The organism is Hyphomicrobium sp. 802 (assembly GCF_000526135.1).
Taxonomy (GTDB): Bacteria; Pseudomonadota; Alphaproteobacteria; order Rhizobiales; family Hyphomicrobiaceae; genus Hyphomicrobium_B.
On the sequence record NZ_JAFM01000001.1, the window covers coordinates 747,236 to 764,491 of the forward strand.

Here is a 17,256-nt window from a genome sequence, read left to right on the forward strand (position 1 = left end):
GAGCTGTATCGGAGCGCAACGGCGAGCAAAGAATAGACGACAGAGGCCAAATCACTTAAGGAAGTCGGTGGGGACGGCATATTTGGTTGCGATTGACACGAGGTAACCTATGCCCTGCTTTAACAGCGAGTTCCTCAACATTCTCCAAGAGGCTTACAATCGGGCCGTTGCGGCACTTTCGCCCGCTGATGAAATTATTGGAGAGCACGTTTGCGAAGTCATCGCCCAGGCAGTGATGTCATCTGCAAAAGAAGGCAATACCGACGTGGATCAGCTCATTGGATGCGCGACGGATGCCGGACGTAGACTGCTGCAGGTAGAACGCTTCCTACCGACGGCGGCCTGACGTTAGTCTGAGTGCACAGCCAAATAGTAGAACGTGATCCCTCGGTGGCAGCGCGAGACGTCTCCTATGGGCCAAACTCGTTTGTCGGCGGCCCTTGAAAAAGCAGACGGAGAGCGGAACGAGTGCCGCGTTGCGTATTACAGCGGAACACTGCATGGCAAAGCATCCATATCGCGGTCGAGCCAAGCATGGCATGGCCGGAGAAGCACACGGTTTGCCGCGGCGAAGTCGAGGAAGGTAGTATGCTACGCGCGCCTAGAGTGTCGCTTCTGGCTAGCTTGGTTGCTGCAGTCGCAATAATCGCAACGCCGGCCGATCGAGCGTTTGCCGAGGAGACGACTGTCGCCGTTGGTCCGCAGTATGGCACGACCCATGTTTATGTCAGCCCGGAGGATGTCGATCGCTTAGCCAAGAGTTTCGTTGCGACCTTCGGCGGAAGTAGCACCAGGCCGATCGTGGCCACCGTTACGCCAACCCCAAGCGGCACGATTTCCGTCATTTTACGAACGCCGGTTGGACTCATCTCGTTGTTTGGGTTCAAGACGCCGATACCCTTTCCGTTCGGAGCGGAGCGAACAGGCTATCTCGTGACGGATATTGACCGGGCCGTCGAGGCGGCGCGCAAGGCTGGAGCAGCGGTTCTTGTCGCGCCGTTCTCCGATGCCATCGGACGCGATACCATCATTCAATGGCCCGGTGGTGTGAACATGCAACTCTATTGGCATACAATAAAGCCTTCTTCGCCTCCGCTAGAGAAGGTCCCCGAGAACAGGGTCTACATTTCGCCGGACCAAGTTGATGCTTTCATCAAGGGCTTTACGGAGTTCTCTGGTGGGAAAGTGATCTCGGACGACGTTCGGGCACCTGGCGCAGAGATCGGGCGACCCAACGACACCTACCGACGCGTTCGTATTGAATCACTCTTTGGAAACGCGATGATCTTCGTCACCGACGGGCATTTGCCGTTTCCTTATGGCCGTGAACTTACAGGGTATGAAGTGGCCGATCTTGCTGCGACACTCGATAAGGTCAAGGCGGCCGGAGTAACCGTGTTGGTTGAGCCCCAAGTATTTCCTGATCGCACCTCGGCGATGGTCGAGTTCCCAGGTGGATACGTCGCGGAAGTCCATTCGATGGCGAAACAGTAGAGTACGTCCCGTCATCGAGAAGCGGGCTGTAGGTCATTGATCAGCAGGCGAGGTAACTATGCGTCTTGAACCCGTCTTTCTCTTTGATCTCGATGGCACGCTGGTCGATAGTGTCTATCAACATGTGCTCGCATGGAAAGAAGCCCTCGATGCCGAAGGCATCGAGCTTTCGGTTTGGCGCATTCACCGCAAGATCGGCATGAGTGGAGGTCTCTTCACCAATCAGCTACTGCGTGAAACTGGCCTAGAAATCAGCGAAGAGCGCGTAGATCGTTTGCGCCGAGCCCACGCCGCCGCTTATCGGCGCTATAGCGACAGTGTCCGGCCACTACCCGGTGCGCGTGAATTGCTGGCTTGGCTTACTGACGCCAGTATTCCCTGGGCGATTGCTACGAGCGGACGCATGGAAACTGCCGCCCACAATCTCGCTGTTCTTGGCGTCGACCCAGAGCACACTCCGGTCGTCACCCGCGATTTGGTCAAATACGCCAAACCCGACCCGGATCTTTTCGTGGCGGCAGCCGAGCGTCTGGGCGCACCGATCGAGACGGCGATCGTTGTCGGTGACAGCATCTGGGATATGTTAGCTGCTGCACGCTGCAAAGCGCTGGGGGTTGGGCTTTTGAGTGGCGGATATGGACCTGACGAACTTCGCGACGCCGGGGCCATCCGAGTCTACGAAGATCCTGCCGATCTTCTCCGTCATGTTGATGAAGTTGGAGGTCGTCGGTAAGCACTCTTCGTCGCTGAAGGCTCGGGCGGCTGATCCGCTTGGCACTTAAATTCTTTGTGCGAGAAGGAAGCATTCGGGATGACGGGCAAGAATTGGGACAGAGTTCCGATCGACGCACAGAGCATCGACGCACCTCTGTCGCGCGCGGCCGTCTTTCTTGTCGTCACGGTTGCCAGCGAGCCGACCGCGCTTGCTTGGGTCTGTTCCGCGCTCGATGGGCTTGACGATCTCGTCAACACTGTGGGCTTCCGCGATCTGTCTGCCCGCCTGTCGTGCATCGTCGGAATCGGGAGCGATCTCTGGGATCGTCTCCACGTCGAGAAGCGACCGCAAGAGCTCAAGGTCTTTGCACCGATCAAGGGCCCGGTCCATACGGCGCCGTCTACACCGGGCGATCTTCTCTTCCATATCCGCGCTGAGCGTCCCGATTTCTGCTTCGAGTTTGAGCGCCTTTTGCTCGACAGTCTTGGCGACGGCGTCACGGTGGTCGATGAGGTTGCAGGCTTTCGCTATTTCGATGCGCGAGATCTTCTCGGATTTGTTGACGGCACGGCGAATCCGACCGGCCTCGATTTGCCGACTTCGGCGCTCGTTGGTGATGAGGATGGAGACTTCGCAGGAGGCAGCTATGTCGTCATTCAGAAATATCTGCATGACCTTGGCGCGTGGACGAAGGTGCCAACGCCTCTCCAAGAGGAGATCATCGGTCGCACGAAGATCGACAATATCGAAATCAATGATGACGACGCGCTCCGTAAATCGCACAAGTCACTCGCGACCATCGTCGATGCCAGCGGCCACGAGTATGACATCCTGCGGGACAACATGCCTTTTGGCCGCCCGGGACAACGGGAGTTCGGCACCTATTTCATTGGCTATTCCCGGTATCTTTGGGTCATCGAGAAGATGCTGCAACGCATGTTTGTTGGCGATACGCCCGGCGCTTACGATCGGCTGCTGGATTTCTCGACCCCACTCACGGGTGCGACGTTCTTCGCTCCAGCTCGACCGGCGTTGGAAGCTCTCGTCCAAGCGGCCCAGAAAAAGCTTGCGACAGCTCAAACGTCGTAACAACCGATCGAAGGGAAGCAATCTCATCCCAACTTTTCTTTATGGCGGGTTGCCGTTGTTGGGCCGATGACCGCCCCGGAACCGGGGCGGGTGCCCCAACGTGCTACTCCTCTTTCCATTTGCCATCGCACTGATGACCGCTTTTCCTGGACAGCGACATGGTCGCAAAATCTCGATTGCAAATATTCTCCATGCCTCGGCCCGCGGCAACAATGCATCGCGGGAGAAGTCCGCTTATCAATGCTGACCTGACACCTAAGGGTAATACTAGGGAAACCCCTAATTCTCCGAGGACTCTGATGGGTGCGGCCGGGCGGTTCAATGTGACGATTAAGTTCCGCGCTGAGCAAATCAGTTGGATCTTCATCACTCCCCAAAAACCCGGATGATTTGCCGGGCAATGTCTCCGTGCTCCTCCTCGAGCGCGAAGTGGCCGGCATGGTAATGGCGAACTTCGGCGTGGAGCACGAGGTCGTCGATCGCGTCGGCGCCGCGCGGAACGAAAATGGGGTCGCCGTCGCCCCAGACGACCAGCGTCTTCGGCTGGTGCGTTCGCAGATAGTCTTGCCATTTCGGATAGAGCGCCAAGTTGGACGAGATATCGAGCTGCAGGTCCGTCATGATCCTCCGGCTTTCCGCATTGTTCAACGCGAACGCGTCGTTCGTCCAGGCATCGGGATTGAGCGTGGCCGGATCGTGTGCACCGTGTTTGTGGAGGAACAGGTCCGTCGCGAAGACGACGCGGCTTTCGGCGGCAGCCCGTTTCTCTGGCGTTTCGGGGCCGGTGCTGTCTTGAATTGCTTTCAATCGAGACGGCTCCCAGCCGTCCAGCGAAATCGGACTATTCTGGATGACGATGCCGCGCACCCATTCGGGATGCCTGGTCGCGAGACGAAGTCCGACCGGGCCGCCGAAGTCCTGCATGTAGAGGATCGCGCTCGATACGTTCATTTCTTGCACGAATTGCTCGATGACGTCGGCGACGGAATCGAACGAGGCCTTGAATTTCTCCGCAGGGGGCGCCTCGCTGTTGCCCATCCCAGGATAGTCCGGGGCAAGCACGTGAAAATGCTCATCGAGCTCGGGGATCAGATCGCGAAACATTTGCGATGATGAAGGAAATCCGTGCAGCAAAAGGATCGTCGGCTTCTGCGGGTCACCGGCCTCCCGGTAGAATATTTTGATGCTGTGAACGTCGATGAACTTATAGTTCACCTCCACGGCGGTGGCGTTGCTGGAGAGGCCGGCGCCGAGCGCCAGCGCCAACCCGAATGCTCTCGATTTCACCCATTGATCCAGCATGACGGTAAGCTTTCAGAATGATACGCAGTGTCAGGTGCGAAGAAACGCCAGCAGATCGGCGTTCAGACGGTCCTTGTCGACATGCAGCAGGCCATGCGAGCCACCATCGTAGACGACGAGCTTCGCTTGCGGGATGAGCGCGGCGGTCAGCTTCGCCGAGATTTCCAGCGGCACGATTTGATCGTCGCTGCCGTGCACGACCAGCGTAGGGACAGTGATCTTTTTCAGGTCTTCGCGGAAGTCGGTCTCCGAGAAGGCGCCGAGTGCATGATAGGCCGCGAGCACGCCGGTCGCCTGTCCCTGCCGCCAGTAGTCGCGCCGCAAGCCCTCCGAGACTTTCGCTCCTGGACGATTGAAGCTGTAGTACGGCACGGTGACATCGAGATTCCATTGCGACCTGTCTGCCTGGACGGACGCGCGAAAGCCGTCGAACACCTCCTTCGGCGCACCGTTCGGATTGGTCGCGGTCTTGAGCAAGAACGGCGTTACCGAGGAGACGAAGGCGACCTTGGCAACGCGGCTCTGGCCGTGGCGGCCGACGTAACGCGCGACTTCGCCGCCGCCCATCGAATGACCAACGAACGTCGCATCGCGGAGATCGAGCGCGTCGACTAGTTGCGCCAGATCGTCGGCAAACGTGTCGTAGTCGTAGCCCTTGGCTGGCTGGCTCGAGCGTCCGAAGCCGCGGCGATCGTGGGCGATGACGCGATAGCCGTTCTCGAGCAGGAAGAACATCTGGTCCTCCCAGGCGTCGGACGAGAGCGGGTAGCCGTGGCTGAAGACGATGGCCGGGCCCGAGCCCCAGTCTTTGAAGTAAAGACTGGTGCCATCCTTCGTAATCAAGCGGTCCCCTGTCGGCGTATCGGCCTTTACCGGTGCGGATGGTGTTGGGTTCTCTGCGCCGGCGTCGGCAACGGCGAAACCGAAGCTGGCGGCGGCTACTCTCCTCAAGAGGTTGGGTCGGGAAGTGCCATCGGGTGTTGCGATCGTGGACATTATGAACTCCTATAAGGAAGCCGCTGGCGGCGGTGGGTGAATGGATCGTCGGGCGAAGAGCACGTCGGCCCGGCAGTCAGAACAGGTCCCGCGACCCAGATCGCGGAAGGCCCATGCAGTTCAAATTTCAGCTGATGGGACGCCGGTCGCCGAGGCCGCCGCGGCGTTCGAGCATTGCACCGAGACGCAGGATGGTCGCCTCGTCGAGCCATTTGGCCACGAGCTGGATGCCGATGGGGAGGTTCTCGGAGCTGAAGCCGTAGGGAACAGAGAGCGCCGGCAGTCCGGTCAGATTGAACGGCGCGGTCGCCGCCATGACGTGGGTCCAGGGCACCGTGACGCCATTGACGGCGACTTCCTTTGCGCCGTGCGGCGTGGCGGTCATCGGATTCACCGGCGTCAGCAGCACATCGTACTTTTGGAAGAAGCCGGCGAAGGCGGACCTCAGCGTCTCGGCCTCAGCGTGGGCCGCTGCGAAATCGACGAAACTGGGATCCGATAGTGCAATAGCGCCAGCACCGACCGCATGCAGTTCGCTCTCGCGGCCTGCAGCAAGGACTTTGATGGACGGCACGATCTCACCGTAGACAAGCGTGGCGAGCGCGCCAAAGGCGTTGCCGATGTATGGCAATGTCACCTCTTCGACCTCGCATCCTAGGTTGGCAAGTTGCGCAGCAGCTGCGATGACGGCGGCGGTGATCTCGGGATCGACAGGGCCGAAAGCTGTATCCGAGACCCAGCCGACGCGAATGGGCTGACCGGCGAGCCTGCCGCTGTCGGGCTCGGCATCTCGAGCATGAATGGCATAGCCATCTATGCCGTCCGGACCTTTGAGGATCGCGTGGCCGACCGCGACATCACCGACCGTCCGGGCCATGGCACCGACATGCCACCAGTGCGAAAGGACGCGCGGATAGTGCCCCGTATAAGGAACACGACCGTGTGTGGCCTTCAGCGCAGCGATGCCGGTGAAGGCGGCGGGGCCGCGCAGCGAAATCATGACGTCGCTGCCGATTCCGATCGGTGACATGCCGGCTGCGAGCGCCGCCGACTCGCCACCGGACGATCCGCCGGGCGTGCGCTCGAGATTCCACGGATTGTTGGTGCGGCCGGTCACGAGATTGTCGCTTTCGGTCCAAAAGGAGAATTCTGGCAGGTTGGACTTCATGAGCGGAATGCCCCCGGCGGCTTTGAAGCGTGCAACCGCGGTTGCGTCCGTGTCCGGGATATTGCCCGCGAACAGTTTAGAGCCTCGCTGGGTAAGAACGCCGGCGGTGTCCAGCGAGTCCTTGATCGAGTAGGGAACGCCGTGCAGAGGACCCAAGGCGGCGCCATCCGCGACGGCCTTGTCGGCAATATCCGCGCCTTTGAGCGCGTCTTCTGCCATCAGCGTAACGACGGCGTTGATCGGCGGGTTTACCGCCGCGATGCGGTCGAGATGCGCCTGGACGACCTCGCGCGACGATAGCTGCCTGGTTCGGATGAGCGCCGCGAGTGTCCCGGCGTCCTGATAGTAGACGGGGCTCGTATCGCTAATGTTCGCGTCCTTCATGGCCGTTCTCCCTCCAGCAATCGCCTACCTGACGTCAGGTAGATAACTGGCCCGCCTCAACTGGGCCTTTTCATTCGGCCTGTCAAGGCCTATCTGTCGTCAGGTAGATTTGGAGACATCACGATGACGTCAGGCGACACGAGAGAACGGATCATGACGGCGGCACGCCTGACGGTGCAGGATCGCGGCTATAGCGGGCTGAGCTTCCGCGAGTTGGCGAAGGATGTCGGTATCAAGAGCGCGAGCATCCATCATTACTTTCCGACCAAGGGCGAGCTTGGGGGCGCGTTGGCTGAGCGTTATCGCGTGGACTTCAAAGAGTACCTGGACGGACTGCTGGCAGAAGGTCTCGATCAAACGACCTGCTTCCGAAAATACACCGATGTCTTCGGTGCGACCGTGCGTAATGAAAATCGCATGTGCTTGGCAGGCATCATGGCCGCGGAGCACAAGGAATTGCCGGAGGAAGTCCAGGCGGCGGTCGTCAAGTTCGGCGAGATGAACGTCGATTGGATCGCCAAGGTGCTGTCGCTCGGCTCGAAAGACGAAGATGGATCTATTCCGCGGCGCGCGCTCGCAATATTCGCCGCCGTTCAGGGCGCGCAGCTCATCGCCCGAAGTCGCGGTGACGCGGCCGTTTACGATGCCGTGATCACGACCTATCGCGAGAGCGGCCTTTTGCCTTGAAACCGCTTCTGTCTCGTTGTTCTGCCGCAAGATCCCTAAAGCGGATTCTCGGCGGGGGCGAACAGCGCTCCGTCGTGTCAATCTCACGACAGCTTTCGATTGATGTGCGGACCTTTTTCGTAGTCAGTTCTCCGGCGCATTTGAGATGGCGAGATGGAGGAGGTGCTCGTGAGCGCAGATGAAGCCGTCCGCGCAGTCTAACTCATAAAATTTTCGGGATGACAACGACGACGGCGCCCCAGCAAAATGCGCGATAGGAAAAGGACTTCTGTTCAGAACCTAAGAGCGAGCGGTGCTCTGGTGCCGTCATTTCAATTTAGGACGACCCTGTTGAGCTTGGCGTGCTATGGGAGGCGATGCGCTATTCCATACGCCGCTCGACGAAAGACAACTCCGTACATCTCGTTTTCGAGGAGGGCAGCTTCGATGATTTGCCGGAGCATGTTCGGAAACAAGGGCCCTGGCAGCACCTCAAGAGTGGTGAGTTTCAAGACCTGCGCCCAGACTATTTAAAAGCAATTACAGCGCACAGGTACGTCATCGTCGAGCAATCCACGTCAGTGTTTTCCGCCGAGACTTAGCAGCCGATCTGCTTCTTTGCTTGCCCTTCCAGGGGGAAGACAGCTGTTGATAAGGCGTGGAAGGAGCGACAGGTGCAAGCGCAGTAAGCACCTTTTCGTGAGTGCATTCCAAAGATCAGAATTCGCAATTGCTGTCAAACGGGCTAGACAAATGCGCATCTACTGCGAATATAATTTTTTGTTCTGTGAATATTTAAAAGTATAGTTGCGATACCTCTATGAATTTATATTTTGATATTATTCGGAAAAACTTAATTTGAACACTATCATGGCCCATGTTTCTCTTTGAATGGTTGAGAGTTATTTCGCTTTTATCATTCTTATTCTGTGAATTTGTTTAGGAGATTTGATATGTCTGAGAACACCGCCAGTGCAAAGGCTCCCATCGGAATGCGCTCCGAGATCGCGGCGAAGTGGTCGAAGTTCAGTGCGTCCGATGTGACAGCCCTCAAAACCAAGGACGACCTCGTGGCTCAGGTGCAGTCCAAGTACCAACTGGACAAAGCCCAGGCCCAAAAGGACGTCGATGCGTTTGCCAACGGCCGACAGCTTTAGTTTCTGCGTAGCTGTCTACACGTCGCTCCTAGCAACATCGCTAGGGGCGGCGAAGCTATTTGGATCGATACCCCAATGAGGTCGGCATGCACGAGCGAACCACACGTAAGTCCGTGACGTTTTCCAATCCTTTTGAACTCGCTGGTGTCGATGAAAAATTCGATGCCGGAACTTACCTTGTCGAAACGCACGAAGAGATGATCGAAGGGCTATCATTCGTAGCGTACAGGCGTGTCGCAACAACCATCGAGGCACCATTCAAGGGATTTGGTCAGGCCGCGCGACAGGTGACAACGATCGATCCCAAAGACCTTGAAGCGGCGATGAATCGGGACGCGATAGAAAACCTTGCCGCGCCTCTAGCATTTGAGACGACGCAATCGGGTGTGCGCGAACCGACATGATAAGCGGAAAGATATCGATCGTGATGTCCGCGTCTACTCTGCCGTGTAATCGCGCAACCGTAGACGGGACTACGATGAAATTTCCTATCGGCAGCTACGACAATGCAAACATAGACATCTTGCAAGCGGCTTTGAATTCCGCGTGTGAAGAGCTTGGTGTCAGCGGCGATACCAAGAAATGCGAAGCCGTTGCGTTGCTCATTTTAGGGTACGCCAGGACCGGCCAAACCGATGTAAACAAGCTAACGGCATACGCGATCGAGCGATTTGAATGCGCGCTGTGAAAATGCATCACAAGGCGAGGCGATGAGCGGCACGTACATACGCACCTCCCGCGCCTGCCAGCCTAACATCCATTCTTGCGACGCGATCTTTTCTAATGGGGAAATAGAATGTCGAATAACGTTGACTTGATGCCAAACCAGTTCCGACTCCTAATGGAGTTGGCGTTGTTCGGCGGTATGCAAATCGTCAGGCATGGTCGCGGCCGCGCGCAGTATGACGCGCTTGAGGCGATGAGCTATCTCAAATGCACTGAGCTCAGCACAATCGAGACGAGATATGACATCACATCGTCTGGACGAGACATTCTCACAGAACATGAAAGTCACGCAATCGGCCCACGAAACACGCTGTAGCTGCGGAGGCGCACCGGTGGGATCGGGCGGCACTCTCTAAACCGGTTGGGACTAGGAAAGCTGGATCCAGGCTTGATACGTGTGCCGCGAGCGTCGAATGACGTGGAGATCCAGTGATAACCAATCTTCGTGCATCCATTTGTTAATAGCTTAGGAACATCGTCGCAATTCCTGTGTGACCGCCCAATTCGATGCGCGTTCATATCCACGTTAGCGTCTGCGGGCCGAGGTTTTTTCATGGGCTTTATGTTGGCTTTTTGGCAATCGCCGTGGGTCTTATCCTTGTGAAAGTTTTTCGGGATCGGACAGAACACGAAGCAAATTTGCTCAAGCGTACATCACAGCGATCATCGCCAAGAATTGTGCGCGTGCCTGCCTTAACTGCGGAAGAAGCTGGGCGGGCGAAAATAAAGCGCACAGGATTCGGCCGGCGGTAATCTCTCCGGTCCGTGTTTACGGTTTCATTCGCCGCGGATCACGGATCAGCTTTCGACCGGACAATTCTACACGCGCTCGCGTGTGAGGTAGCTCGCAAGTCGCGTAGATTCTATGTCGCCTCGCTCTAAAGCGTCGCGCACAGCGCAGCCGGGCTCACGGTCATGCCTGCAATTGCGAAATCGACACCCACTCGCCAGGGCTTCGATATCGTCGAAGTCCTCTTTCACGTTGTCTTCTTTTTTCCAGAGCTCCAGTCCTCGCATTCCGGGCATGTCGACGATGGCGCCACCTTGGGAACGCACGAATAACTGGCGATGCGTGGTCGTGTGCCGGCCTCGGCTATCGTGAGCACGAACCTCCTGCGTCTCCTGTTCGGCATATTCGGTCAGCCTGTTTGTCAGCGTCGACTTGTCGACGCCGGACGAGCCAATGAGGGCGACGGTCCGGTTGCCATCGAAGTAGCGCCCGATATCGAGCATCCCACCGCCGGAGCGGGCATTGATTGCATGAACAGGAACACCAGGAGCGAATGCCGTGAGCTGATCGATCACATTGGGCAGATCGTCGGCGAGATCTGTCTTGTTGAGAATGATTACGGGAACCGCATCGCTATCGCGTACCAACGCTAGCAGGCGTCCGATGCGCGGCAGATTGAAATCGCCGTCCGGAGCGGTGACGATGAACACGACGTCGACGTTCGCGACCAAAAGCTGCGGACGTTGTTCGCCCGATGCTTTGCGAACCAAAGCGCTGGTACGATGAAGAACTTCCTCGATCGTGGCGGCGCCGTTGCCGGGTGTTGGTTGCAGCGCTACGAAGTCACCTACACCTGCGAGATCGGAGCGCTGAGCTGCGGCGTTGCGCAGACGACCGGTCATTGTGGCAGACAGCTCTACAGAGTTCGTCGCGACCCTGAAATGACTGCGATGTTCGCTGACGACGCGCCCTGGTATCAGCCCATTTGCGTCGTGTGCGGCGAATTCCGCCTGCCGCTGGCCGCTCCACCCGAATGCGTCCAGTGACATGCCTTGTTCCTTGGCTAGCGAAGGCTAACTGACCAAAACATCATTAGCACCCAAGCGAATAGAGTGCTAAGGATTGATCCCGTGCATTTGAGGGGCGCCCAATGAACGCTCCAAGACCGCACATCACCCAAAAATCAGAGATTTGAGGAATTTATGAAATTCCGGCCCTTGCACGACCGCGTCGTTGTTAAACGGCTCGAAGAGGACAGCAAGAGCGCAGGTGGCATCATCATTCCCGATACCGCCAAGGAAAAGCCAGCGCGCGGCGAGGTCTTAGCCGTCGGCCCCGGTATTCGCGACGAGGGCGGAAAAATCAACGCGCCAGACGTCAAGTCCGGCGACATCGTGCTGTTCGGCAAGTGGTCGGGTGCCGAAGTTAAGATCGACGGCGCCGACCTCCTTATCATGAAAGAGAGCGACATCCTCGGCGTGATCGAGAGCAGCACCAAGGTCAAGGCTGCAGCTTAGACCTACCGACGCCCATTCCCAATTTCAGGAGTTGCTCACCATGGCCTCTAAAGACATCAAATTCGGTCAAGACGCGCGCGATCGCATGCTGCGCGGCGTCGATATTCTTGCCAATGCAGTGAAGGTTACGCTCGGACCTAAGGGCCGTAACGTCGTGCTCGACAAGTCCTACGGCGCGCCGCGTATCACCAAGGATGGTGTGACGGTTGCCAAGGAAATCGAGCTCACCGACAAGTTCGAGAATATGGGCGCACAGATGCTCAAGGAGGTTGCCTCGAAGACCTCCGATATCGCGGGCGACGGCACGACAACCGCAACTGTGCTTGCTCAGGCGATCATCAGAGAGGGTGCCAAGTCGGTTGCGGCTGGAGCCAATCCGATGGACCTGCGGCGCGGCATCGATCAGGCGGTTGCTGCCGTCGTCGAAGAGCTGAAGTCAAAGGCAAAGAAAGTCACGTCGAATGAAGAGATTGCCCAGGTCGGCACGATCTCGTCAAACGGCGATAAGGAAATCGGCGCTAAGCTTGCGGAAGCGATGAAACGCGTCGGCAACGAAGGCGTCATCACGGTTGAAGAGAGCAAGAGCTTCGAAACTGAACTCGACGTGGTCGAAGGCATGCAGTTCGATCGCGGTTATCTCTCGCCGTACTTCGTTACCAACGCTGAGAAGATGACGGTTGAACTTGAAGACCTCTACATCCTCATCCATGAGAAGAAGCTCGGTGGCCTTCAGGCCCTGCTGCCGCTGCTTGAGGGCGTCGTGCGGGCCAGCAAACCGCTTCTCATTATTGCCGAGGACGTGGAAGGCGAAGCGCTGGCGACCCTTGTCGTCAACAAGCTGCGCGGCGGCCTCAAAGTTGCTGCCGTCAAGGCTCCGGGCTTCGGCGACCGACGCAAAGCCATGCTTGAAGACATCGCCGTTGTTACCGGCGGTAGCGTGGTGGCAGAGGATCTTGGCATCAAGCTCGAGAACGTAACGCTCGACATGCTTGGCCGCGCCAAGAAGGTCACGATTGACAAGGAAGACACCACGATCATCGATGGCGCCGGAAAGAAGCCGGATATTGAGACACGCGTAAATCAGATCAAGGCACAGATCGAAGATACGACATCAGACTACGACAAGGAAAAGCTGCAGGAGCGCTTGGCGAAACTTGCCGGCGGCGTCGCAGTGCTCAAAGTCGGCGGCGGTAGTGAGGTTGAGGTCAAAGAGCGCAAGGATCGCGTTGACGACGCGCTTCACGCGACCCGAGCGGCGGTCGAAGAAGGCATCGTTCCGGGCGGTGGTGTCGCGTTGCTCAGGGCTATCCAGGCACTCGAGGGGCTCAAGTCTTCTAACCAGGATCAGAAGGCCGGGATCTCCATTGTACGCAGGGCCCTGCAGGCTCCGGCACGTCAGATCTTCACCAATGCGGGCGAAGACGGCTCGGTGATCGTCGGCAAGATTCTCGACAATGCTTCGTATGCGTTCGGGTTCAATGCTCAGTCTGGCGCTTATGGCGATCTTGTCGCTCAAGGCGTGATTGATCCCGCGAAGGTCGTGCGCTGCGCGCTGCAGGATGCGGCTTCCGTCGCTGGTCTTCTCATCACGACCGAAGCGATGATCGCCGATTTGCCGGACAAGGACGCCGATCATGCTTCCGCTCCGACGGGCGGCGGCGCGATGGGATTCTAATCCCCACTGAGGGTCACAGCTGCTGAGTTCGATCGTCGAGATCGACGACATAGGCGAGACGAAAGATAAAAAATGATCCACTGGAAGCCGATCGGAGAATACGTCGAGCCCAATTGGGTGAAACTGGGGACCGCATTGCCGCCCATGCTATTCTGGCGTCCGAAGCACGGGCCGACACTTGGGTTCATTCGCGACGGTGAACTCTTCGACGCGAAGTGGATCTACGTCTGTAACTCAGACAAGGTCTCGGATTTCTCCGCGGTCAATGCACCGGGCGATAACGTTATCGACTTGGATTCTCATCGACCGGAGGCATAGCTGCCGCGCCATTCAAGATGAAATGAAGAAAGAAGTAGCTATGTAAGCCGCAATCGCGCAAAGTGACCGCATCGTCGGCATGCATTCATTGGCCGCCGATGGCTGAGAGAGGATCGCGCTCCCGCCCCTTGGAGGTAGCATGATCCCTCGGCCCCCATTCCGTTCCGATGAATTCGCGCTGTGCTATCGCGCCTATACCGCGGCATTAGTCGACATTCAAAAGCAGACCGTCGGTTTCAGCAGAGTTGGACCGGCCGATAGCACCTGCCTCATGGTCGCTCTTCGCATTATCGAGGCCTCGGCAAATGGAGTGCGCGATCTCCCCGGTCTCAAACGGCGTGCGCTGTTCGATATGATCGTGCCGAATTGAGCAGTGTAACATCAGAGAATTACCGTAAGTCTTCTTCCGGCATCGGGAAAAGCTTGAAGCTTCGGATCGGTTACGAGCTGCAATACCTTTTTCCCCAACCGACTCCGGCCATTCTGATTCTCAACACCCACTTCACGCGCGTCTCTGACCTTTCCACGCCGGACCACATCACAATCAGTCCGTCCGTACCGATCTCCGGCTACCGCGACGGCTTTGGCAATTGGTGCAGCAGGATCGTCGCCCCCGCAGGACGCGTGCGGATCGCGACGGACGCGGTCGTGAGCGATTCAGGCTTGCCCGATGTGGTGGTTTTGGATGCACGGCAGGTACCGGTCGAAGAGCTTCCGGAAGAGACGCTCGTTTTTCTTCTCGCCAGCCGTTTCTGCGACAGCGATAGGCTGTTGGATTTGGCCTGGACTCTGTTTGGGCACGCGAGACCAGGATGGGGACGCGTCCAGGCGATTTGTGATTTCGTGCATCAGCGCATCGCCTTCGGTTATCAGCATGCGCGCGTGACGCGGACCGCGTCCGAAGCCTACGACGAAGGCCGCGGGGTCTGTCGCGACTATGCCCACCTCGCCGTTGCTTTCTGCCGGGCATTGAACATTCCGGCCCGCTATTGCACCGGCTACCTCGGCGATGTCGGCACGGAGCCCCCTTATCCGCCTGGAGATTTCGCGGCTTGGTTCGAGGCCTTTATCGGCAATCAATGGTACACCTTCGATCCACGGAACAATACTCCGCGGATCGGTAGGGTCTTGGTCGCGCGTGGACGGGACGCGGCGGACGTCGCGATGACGACGACGTTCGGTCCCAATACGCTCGAAGGCTTCCGTGTGTGGACAGATGAAATTACCGACAGCTAGCTGCTATCGGGATCAGTGGACGACATCACCAGCTCGCCGCCAAAAGCCGCGCGTTGATCGTAGCTTCCCAGTAGAAATTAAACCTGCCGATCTCAAACGGGTCCGGCGCCAAAATTCGGAGACTGACAGTGACAAACCCCAGAGTGCCGATCTCTAAATTCAAAGTAGGACAGACAGTCGACTTCTCGCCTTCATTGCGAGGATTGGCCGCCTCGGCAAGGCTCTACAAAGTCGTGCGCGTGTTGCCCACGGAGGGTCGCGAACGTCTCTACCGCATCAAGACGATCGCCGAGGCTTTCGAACGTGTCGCCCGCGAGAGCGAATTGGCGGCGGCGTCTGCCGTGTGAACCCCGCGTGATGATCAGTTGCAGCGTGCAGAGCAGAACGAAGCGATCTTCAAGTTTTCTTCTGAAATCATTGTGCAGAAGAATAGAGACAATCGAGTCATTCTAAGCTGATGCTTGAAACCGCCTCGTTGCCCTTCAGTGCGTGTCGTTACCATTCTTGCCCCGTTGGGCCGTTTGGGCCATATCGCAAAGGGCATCAAAGTCGTTTTTTGTAGCGAGCTGCTCGACGCGTACGCTGTATTCGATCATGATCAACGCGTCACCGTCACTGACGACTTCTACGTTGGTGTTTCCATAGAATACGCCATCGTTGTTGGTAAAGATCTCGCCGGGGTAGACTTCGTGTTGGATCGCGTAAAAATCCTCGTACCGCCCAACGACCAAAATCGGGAGGTATTCGGGTTTGAGAAACGCACCTTCACCAGGTTCGAAAGAGGGCATGGCAACCTCCTGTTTGATGTAAGATAAGGTCGCGCTCACGCTATCAACAGATCGTCTTTGTCTTGCATGCCGCTATCGTCATCACAAAGTCGGCATGCAAACCTCCTTCTCGTTAAGTGGACACGATTCGACTTAAGCTCGACTTTACGTTACAAGTGACTACCGGCGGCCACTGTAAGGGCGTCATCGGCTGAGAGTGCATATTCGAATTGCTCCCGCCCCAAGCGAACGGGAGCAAATTATGTCTTCGCCACTTTTTCCAAGCGTTTATGACCTACCCGACGCGGCGCATACGCAGCTTGCAGAGGCTTACGAAATTGCGTGCGATGAACTCGTTGATGACTACGAGTTCACCTCTATCAAGCTTTCTCTGGCGATGGACGCGATCACCGACGCTCTTCTCTCTGCCTTTCGATCCGGAATGCGGGATAATCGTCTGCTAGGCGGCTATGCGGCGTTCGCTGCACTGAGGTTTCCTCAACCTCTCCCAACGGCCTGAGCCGATCGATCCGCCGTAAGATAAAAAGGCGATGAAACGTACCAGCGTTCAAAATTCGAAGGCAACTTGTGCAGTATCGGGGTGTTGATTTCGATGTGAAGCCCATGGGACCAACGCAATCACATTGGCGCTGGATAGTCTATCGGCGCCTTCCGCTCGGTCGAATGGCGTTGGGTTTGGTCATTGGAACCAGCGAAGATGCCACTGCCGCTTGCAAGAATGAAATTGACGAAGGGTTCGATAGGAAAGCACGGCGCATTTAGGGCCTACGCCTAGGAGATCGCTTAAGCGCTAGCATCCTGGGTTCGCGGATCGATGCGACTACGACCTGGTTGGACCATCCGGGCTGTTAGAAGAAAAACCCAAAGAGGGTCTAGGGAGCCAACGATGAGGAAGCTGTGGATTCACGCATTCGCTGCGCAGGTGGGAAGATATCTTCGAGACTGCCCGCCGCCCCCCAATCCTAAATTTTCAGAACGTCTGGTCCGTTTGCTTTGGGCACTTGAGCGCATTGAGCAGAGACGGTGGCGACGAGAGGCGTCGGCACATGTACGTAACGGTCACCGCGCGCTTCACTAAGTGGTAGTCTTGTCACATTGGGGAAGTCAAAATCAGTTCCGCGAGGAATGTCGTCGCTGCAGTATGTTCACGGAGCCCATCCTTGTTGATGGCAAAAACACGAATGGGACCGGTCCCTTCGATGGAGCGCTTTGATCGACAGCGCGGTTTCTCAAAAGGTTCACGCGCCATTGTTTGAACAAAAGGGAGACCAATGCATTGGCGACAATATCGCTAG

The 17,256-nt window shown here is 57.3% G+C and carries 20 protein-coding genes; 15 read left to right on the forward strand and 5 right to left on the reverse strand.

The window, feature by feature from the left end:
- Positions 1–109: 109 nt before the first annotated feature.
- The 4 genes from HYP802_RS0103730 to HYP802_RS0103745 all read left to right on the forward strand — a co-directional run bounded on the left by HYP802_RS0103730 (position 110) and on the right by HYP802_RS0103745 (position 3,298).
- Positions 110–346: a hypothetical protein gene (locus tag HYP802_RS0103730; RefSeq protein ID WP_024275163.1), complete on the forward strand. Its 237-nt coding sequence runs from the start codon at positions 110–112 to the stop codon at positions 344–346.
- A gap of 188 nt (positions 347–534) precedes the next feature.
- Positions 535–1,494, forward strand: coding sequence for a glyoxalase (locus tag HYP802_RS0103735; RefSeq protein WP_245261449.1), 960 nt, complete (start codon positions 535–537; stop codon positions 1,492–1,494).
- Positions 1,495–1,552: 58 nt separating this feature from the next.
- The gene (locus tag HYP802_RS0103740) at positions 1,553–2,227 is read left to right on the forward strand and encodes an HAD family hydrolase (protein ID WP_024275165.1); all 675 of its coding nucleotides are present in this window, start codon (positions 1,553–1,555) and stop codon (positions 2,225–2,227) included.
- A 78-nt stretch (positions 2,228–2,305) separates the two neighbouring features.
- Positions 2,306–3,298: a Dyp-type peroxidase gene (locus tag HYP802_RS0103745; protein ID WP_024275166.1), complete on the forward strand. Its 993-nt coding sequence runs from the start codon at positions 2,306–2,308 to the stop codon at positions 3,296–3,298.
- A gap of 366 nt (positions 3,299–3,664) precedes the next feature.
- On the opposite strand, the gene HYP802_RS0103750 is transcribed toward HYP802_RS0103745, so the two are convergent.
- From HYP802_RS0103750 to HYP802_RS0103760, 3 genes are all read right to left on the reverse strand, one after another.
- Positions 3,665–4,600 (reverse strand): alpha/beta hydrolase, encoded by a 936-nt coding sequence (locus tag HYP802_RS0103750; RefSeq protein WP_024275167.1) that lies wholly within the window; start codon positions 4,598–4,600, stop codon positions 3,665–3,667.
- Between the two features lie 30 nt (positions 4,601–4,630).
- Positions 4,631–5,596, reverse strand: a complete 966-nt coding sequence (locus HYP802_RS0103755) for an alpha/beta hydrolase (RefSeq protein ID WP_024275168.1) — start codon at positions 5,594–5,596, stop codon at positions 4,631–4,633.
- 127 nt (positions 5,597–5,723) lie between these two features.
- Positions 5,724–7,148, reverse strand: a complete 1,425-nt coding sequence (locus HYP802_RS0103760; protein WP_024275169.1) for an amidase — start codon at positions 7,146–7,148, stop codon at positions 5,724–5,726.
- Positions 7,149–7,271: 123 nt separating this feature from the next.
- Between HYP802_RS0103760 and HYP802_RS0103765 the strand changes: the two genes are divergently transcribed.
- From HYP802_RS0103765 to HYP802_RS0103785, 4 genes are all read left to right on the forward strand, one after another.
- Complete coding sequence (locus HYP802_RS0103765) at positions 7,272–7,835, forward strand: TetR/AcrR family transcriptional regulator (protein ID WP_024275170.1); 564 nt, start codon at positions 7,272–7,274, stop codon at positions 7,833–7,835.
- Between the two features lie 932 nt (positions 7,836–8,767).
- Positions 8,768–8,971: a hypothetical protein gene (locus HYP802_RS0103775; protein ID WP_024275172.1), complete on the forward strand. Its 204-nt coding sequence runs from the start codon at positions 8,768–8,770 to the stop codon at positions 8,969–8,971.
- 86 nt (positions 8,972–9,057) lie between these two features.
- Positions 9,058–9,375 carry a hypothetical protein gene (locus HYP802_RS0103780; RefSeq protein ID WP_024275173.1) on the forward strand — a complete coding sequence of 106 codons (318 nt, stop codon included), beginning with the start codon at positions 9,058–9,060 and terminating at the stop codon, positions 9,373–9,375.
- Positions 9,376–9,449: 74 nt separating this feature from the next.
- The gene (locus HYP802_RS0103785; protein WP_155831124.1) at positions 9,450–9,659 is read left to right on the forward strand and encodes a hypothetical protein; all 210 of its coding nucleotides are present in this window, start codon (positions 9,450–9,452) and stop codon (positions 9,657–9,659) included.
- Positions 9,660–10,516: 857 nt separating this feature from the next.
- Here the strand turns inward: HYP802_RS0103785 and rsgA are convergent.
- Entirely contained in the window at positions 10,517–11,476 is a 960-nt protein-coding gene (rsgA, locus tag HYP802_RS0103795) for a ribosome small subunit-dependent GTPase A (protein ID WP_024275176.1), read from the reverse strand.
- Positions 11,477–11,629: 153 nt separating this feature from the next.
- Between rsgA and HYP802_RS0103800 the strand changes: the two genes are divergently transcribed.
- The 6 genes from HYP802_RS0103800 (at position 11,630) to HYP802_RS0103825 (ending at position 15,520) form a co-directional block, all read left to right on the forward strand.
- Entirely contained in the window at positions 11,630–11,944 is a 315-nt protein-coding gene (locus HYP802_RS0103800) for a co-chaperone GroES (protein WP_024275177.1), read from the forward strand.
- 40 nt (positions 11,945–11,984) lie between these two features.
- Positions 11,985–13,619: a chaperonin GroEL gene (groL, locus tag HYP802_RS0103805; RefSeq protein ID WP_024275178.1), complete on the forward strand. Its 1,635-nt coding sequence runs from the start codon at positions 11,985–11,987 to the stop codon at positions 13,617–13,619.
- A 72-nt stretch (positions 13,620–13,691) separates the two neighbouring features.
- Positions 13,692–13,937 (forward strand): hypothetical protein, encoded by a 246-nt coding sequence (locus tag HYP802_RS0103810; protein WP_024275179.1) that lies wholly within the window; start codon positions 13,692–13,694, stop codon positions 13,935–13,937.
- A 139-nt stretch (positions 13,938–14,076) separates the two neighbouring features.
- Entirely contained in the window at positions 14,077–14,307 is a 231-nt protein-coding gene (locus tag HYP802_RS0103815; protein WP_024275180.1) for a hypothetical protein, read from the forward strand.
- Between the two features lie 53 nt (positions 14,308–14,360).
- On the forward strand, positions 14,361–15,173 hold the full coding sequence (locus HYP802_RS0103820; protein ID WP_024275181.1) for a transglutaminase family protein: 813 nt from the start codon (positions 14,361–14,363) through the stop codon (positions 15,171–15,173).
- Between the two features lie 128 nt (positions 15,174–15,301).
- Positions 15,302–15,520: a hypothetical protein gene (locus tag HYP802_RS0103825; RefSeq protein WP_245261450.1), complete on the forward strand. Its 219-nt coding sequence runs from the start codon at positions 15,302–15,304 to the stop codon at positions 15,518–15,520.
- A 135-nt stretch (positions 15,521–15,655) separates the two neighbouring features.
- On the opposite strand, the gene HYP802_RS0103830 is transcribed toward HYP802_RS0103825, so the two are convergent.
- Positions 15,656–15,961: a hypothetical protein gene (locus HYP802_RS0103830; protein ID WP_155831127.1), complete on the reverse strand. Its 306-nt coding sequence runs from the start codon at positions 15,959–15,961 to the stop codon at positions 15,656–15,658.
- A 241-nt stretch (positions 15,962–16,202) separates the two neighbouring features.
- On the opposite strand from HYP802_RS0103830, the gene HYP802_RS0103835 reads away from it, so the two are divergent.
- Positions 16,203–16,460, forward strand: coding sequence for a hypothetical protein (locus HYP802_RS0103835; RefSeq protein WP_024275184.1), 258 nt, complete (start codon positions 16,203–16,205; stop codon positions 16,458–16,460).
- Positions 16,461–17,256 lie beyond the last annotated feature (796 nt).

Coding starts and splice junctions, on each gene's coding strand:
- HYP802_RS0103730 (WP_024275163.1), top strand. CDS start 110: ATGCCCTGCTTTAACAGCGAGTTCCTCAACATTCTCCAAGAGGCTTAC.
- HYP802_RS0103735 (WP_245261449.1), top strand. CDS start 535: ATGGCATGGCCGGAGAAGCACACGGTTTGCCGCGGCGAAGTCGAGGAA.
- HYP802_RS0103740 (WP_024275165.1), top strand. CDS start 1,553: ATGCGTCTTGAACCCGTCTTTCTCTTTGATCTCGATGGCACGCTGGTC.
- HYP802_RS0103745 (WP_024275166.1), top strand. CDS start 2,306: ATGACGGGCAAGAATTGGGACAGAGTTCCGATCGACGCACAGAGCATC.
- HYP802_RS0103750 (WP_024275167.1), bottom strand. CDS start 4,600: ATGCTGGATCAATGGGTGAAATCGAGAGCATTCGGGTTGGCGCTGGCG.
- HYP802_RS0103755 (WP_024275168.1), bottom strand. CDS start 5,596: ATGTCCACGATCGCAACACCCGATGGCACTTCCCGACCCAACCTCTTG.
- HYP802_RS0103760 (WP_024275169.1), bottom strand. CDS start 7,148: ATGAAGGACGCGAACATTAGCGATACGAGCCCCGTCTACTATCAGGAC.
- HYP802_RS0103765 (WP_024275170.1), top strand. CDS start 7,272: ATGACGTCAGGCGACACGAGAGAACGGATCATGACGGCGGCACGCCTG.
- HYP802_RS0103775 (WP_024275172.1), top strand. CDS start 8,768: ATGTCTGAGAACACCGCCAGTGCAAAGGCTCCCATCGGAATGCGCTCC.
- HYP802_RS0103780 (WP_024275173.1), top strand. CDS start 9,058: ATGCACGAGCGAACCACACGTAAGTCCGTGACGTTTTCCAATCCTTTT.
- HYP802_RS0103785 (WP_155831124.1), top strand. CDS start 9,450: ATGAAATTTCCTATCGGCAGCTACGACAATGCAAACATAGACATCTTG.
- rsgA (WP_024275176.1), bottom strand. CDS start 11,476: ATGTCACTGGACGCATTCGGGTGGAGCGGCCAGCGGCAGGCGGAATTC.
- HYP802_RS0103800 (WP_024275177.1), top strand. CDS start 11,630: ATGAAATTCCGGCCCTTGCACGACCGCGTCGTTGTTAAACGGCTCGAA.
- groL (WP_024275178.1), top strand. CDS start 11,985: ATGGCCTCTAAAGACATCAAATTCGGTCAAGACGCGCGCGATCGCATG.
- HYP802_RS0103810 (WP_024275179.1), top strand. CDS start 13,692: ATGATCCACTGGAAGCCGATCGGAGAATACGTCGAGCCCAATTGGGTG.
- HYP802_RS0103815 (WP_024275180.1), top strand. CDS start 14,077: ATGATCCCTCGGCCCCCATTCCGTTCCGATGAATTCGCGCTGTGCTAT.
- HYP802_RS0103830 (WP_155831127.1), bottom strand. CDS start 15,961: ATGCCCTCTTTCGAACCTGGTGAAGGTGCGTTTCTCAAACCCGAATAC.
- HYP802_RS0103835 (WP_024275184.1), top strand. CDS start 16,203: ATGTCTTCGCCACTTTTTCCAAGCGTTTATGACCTACCCGACGCGGCG.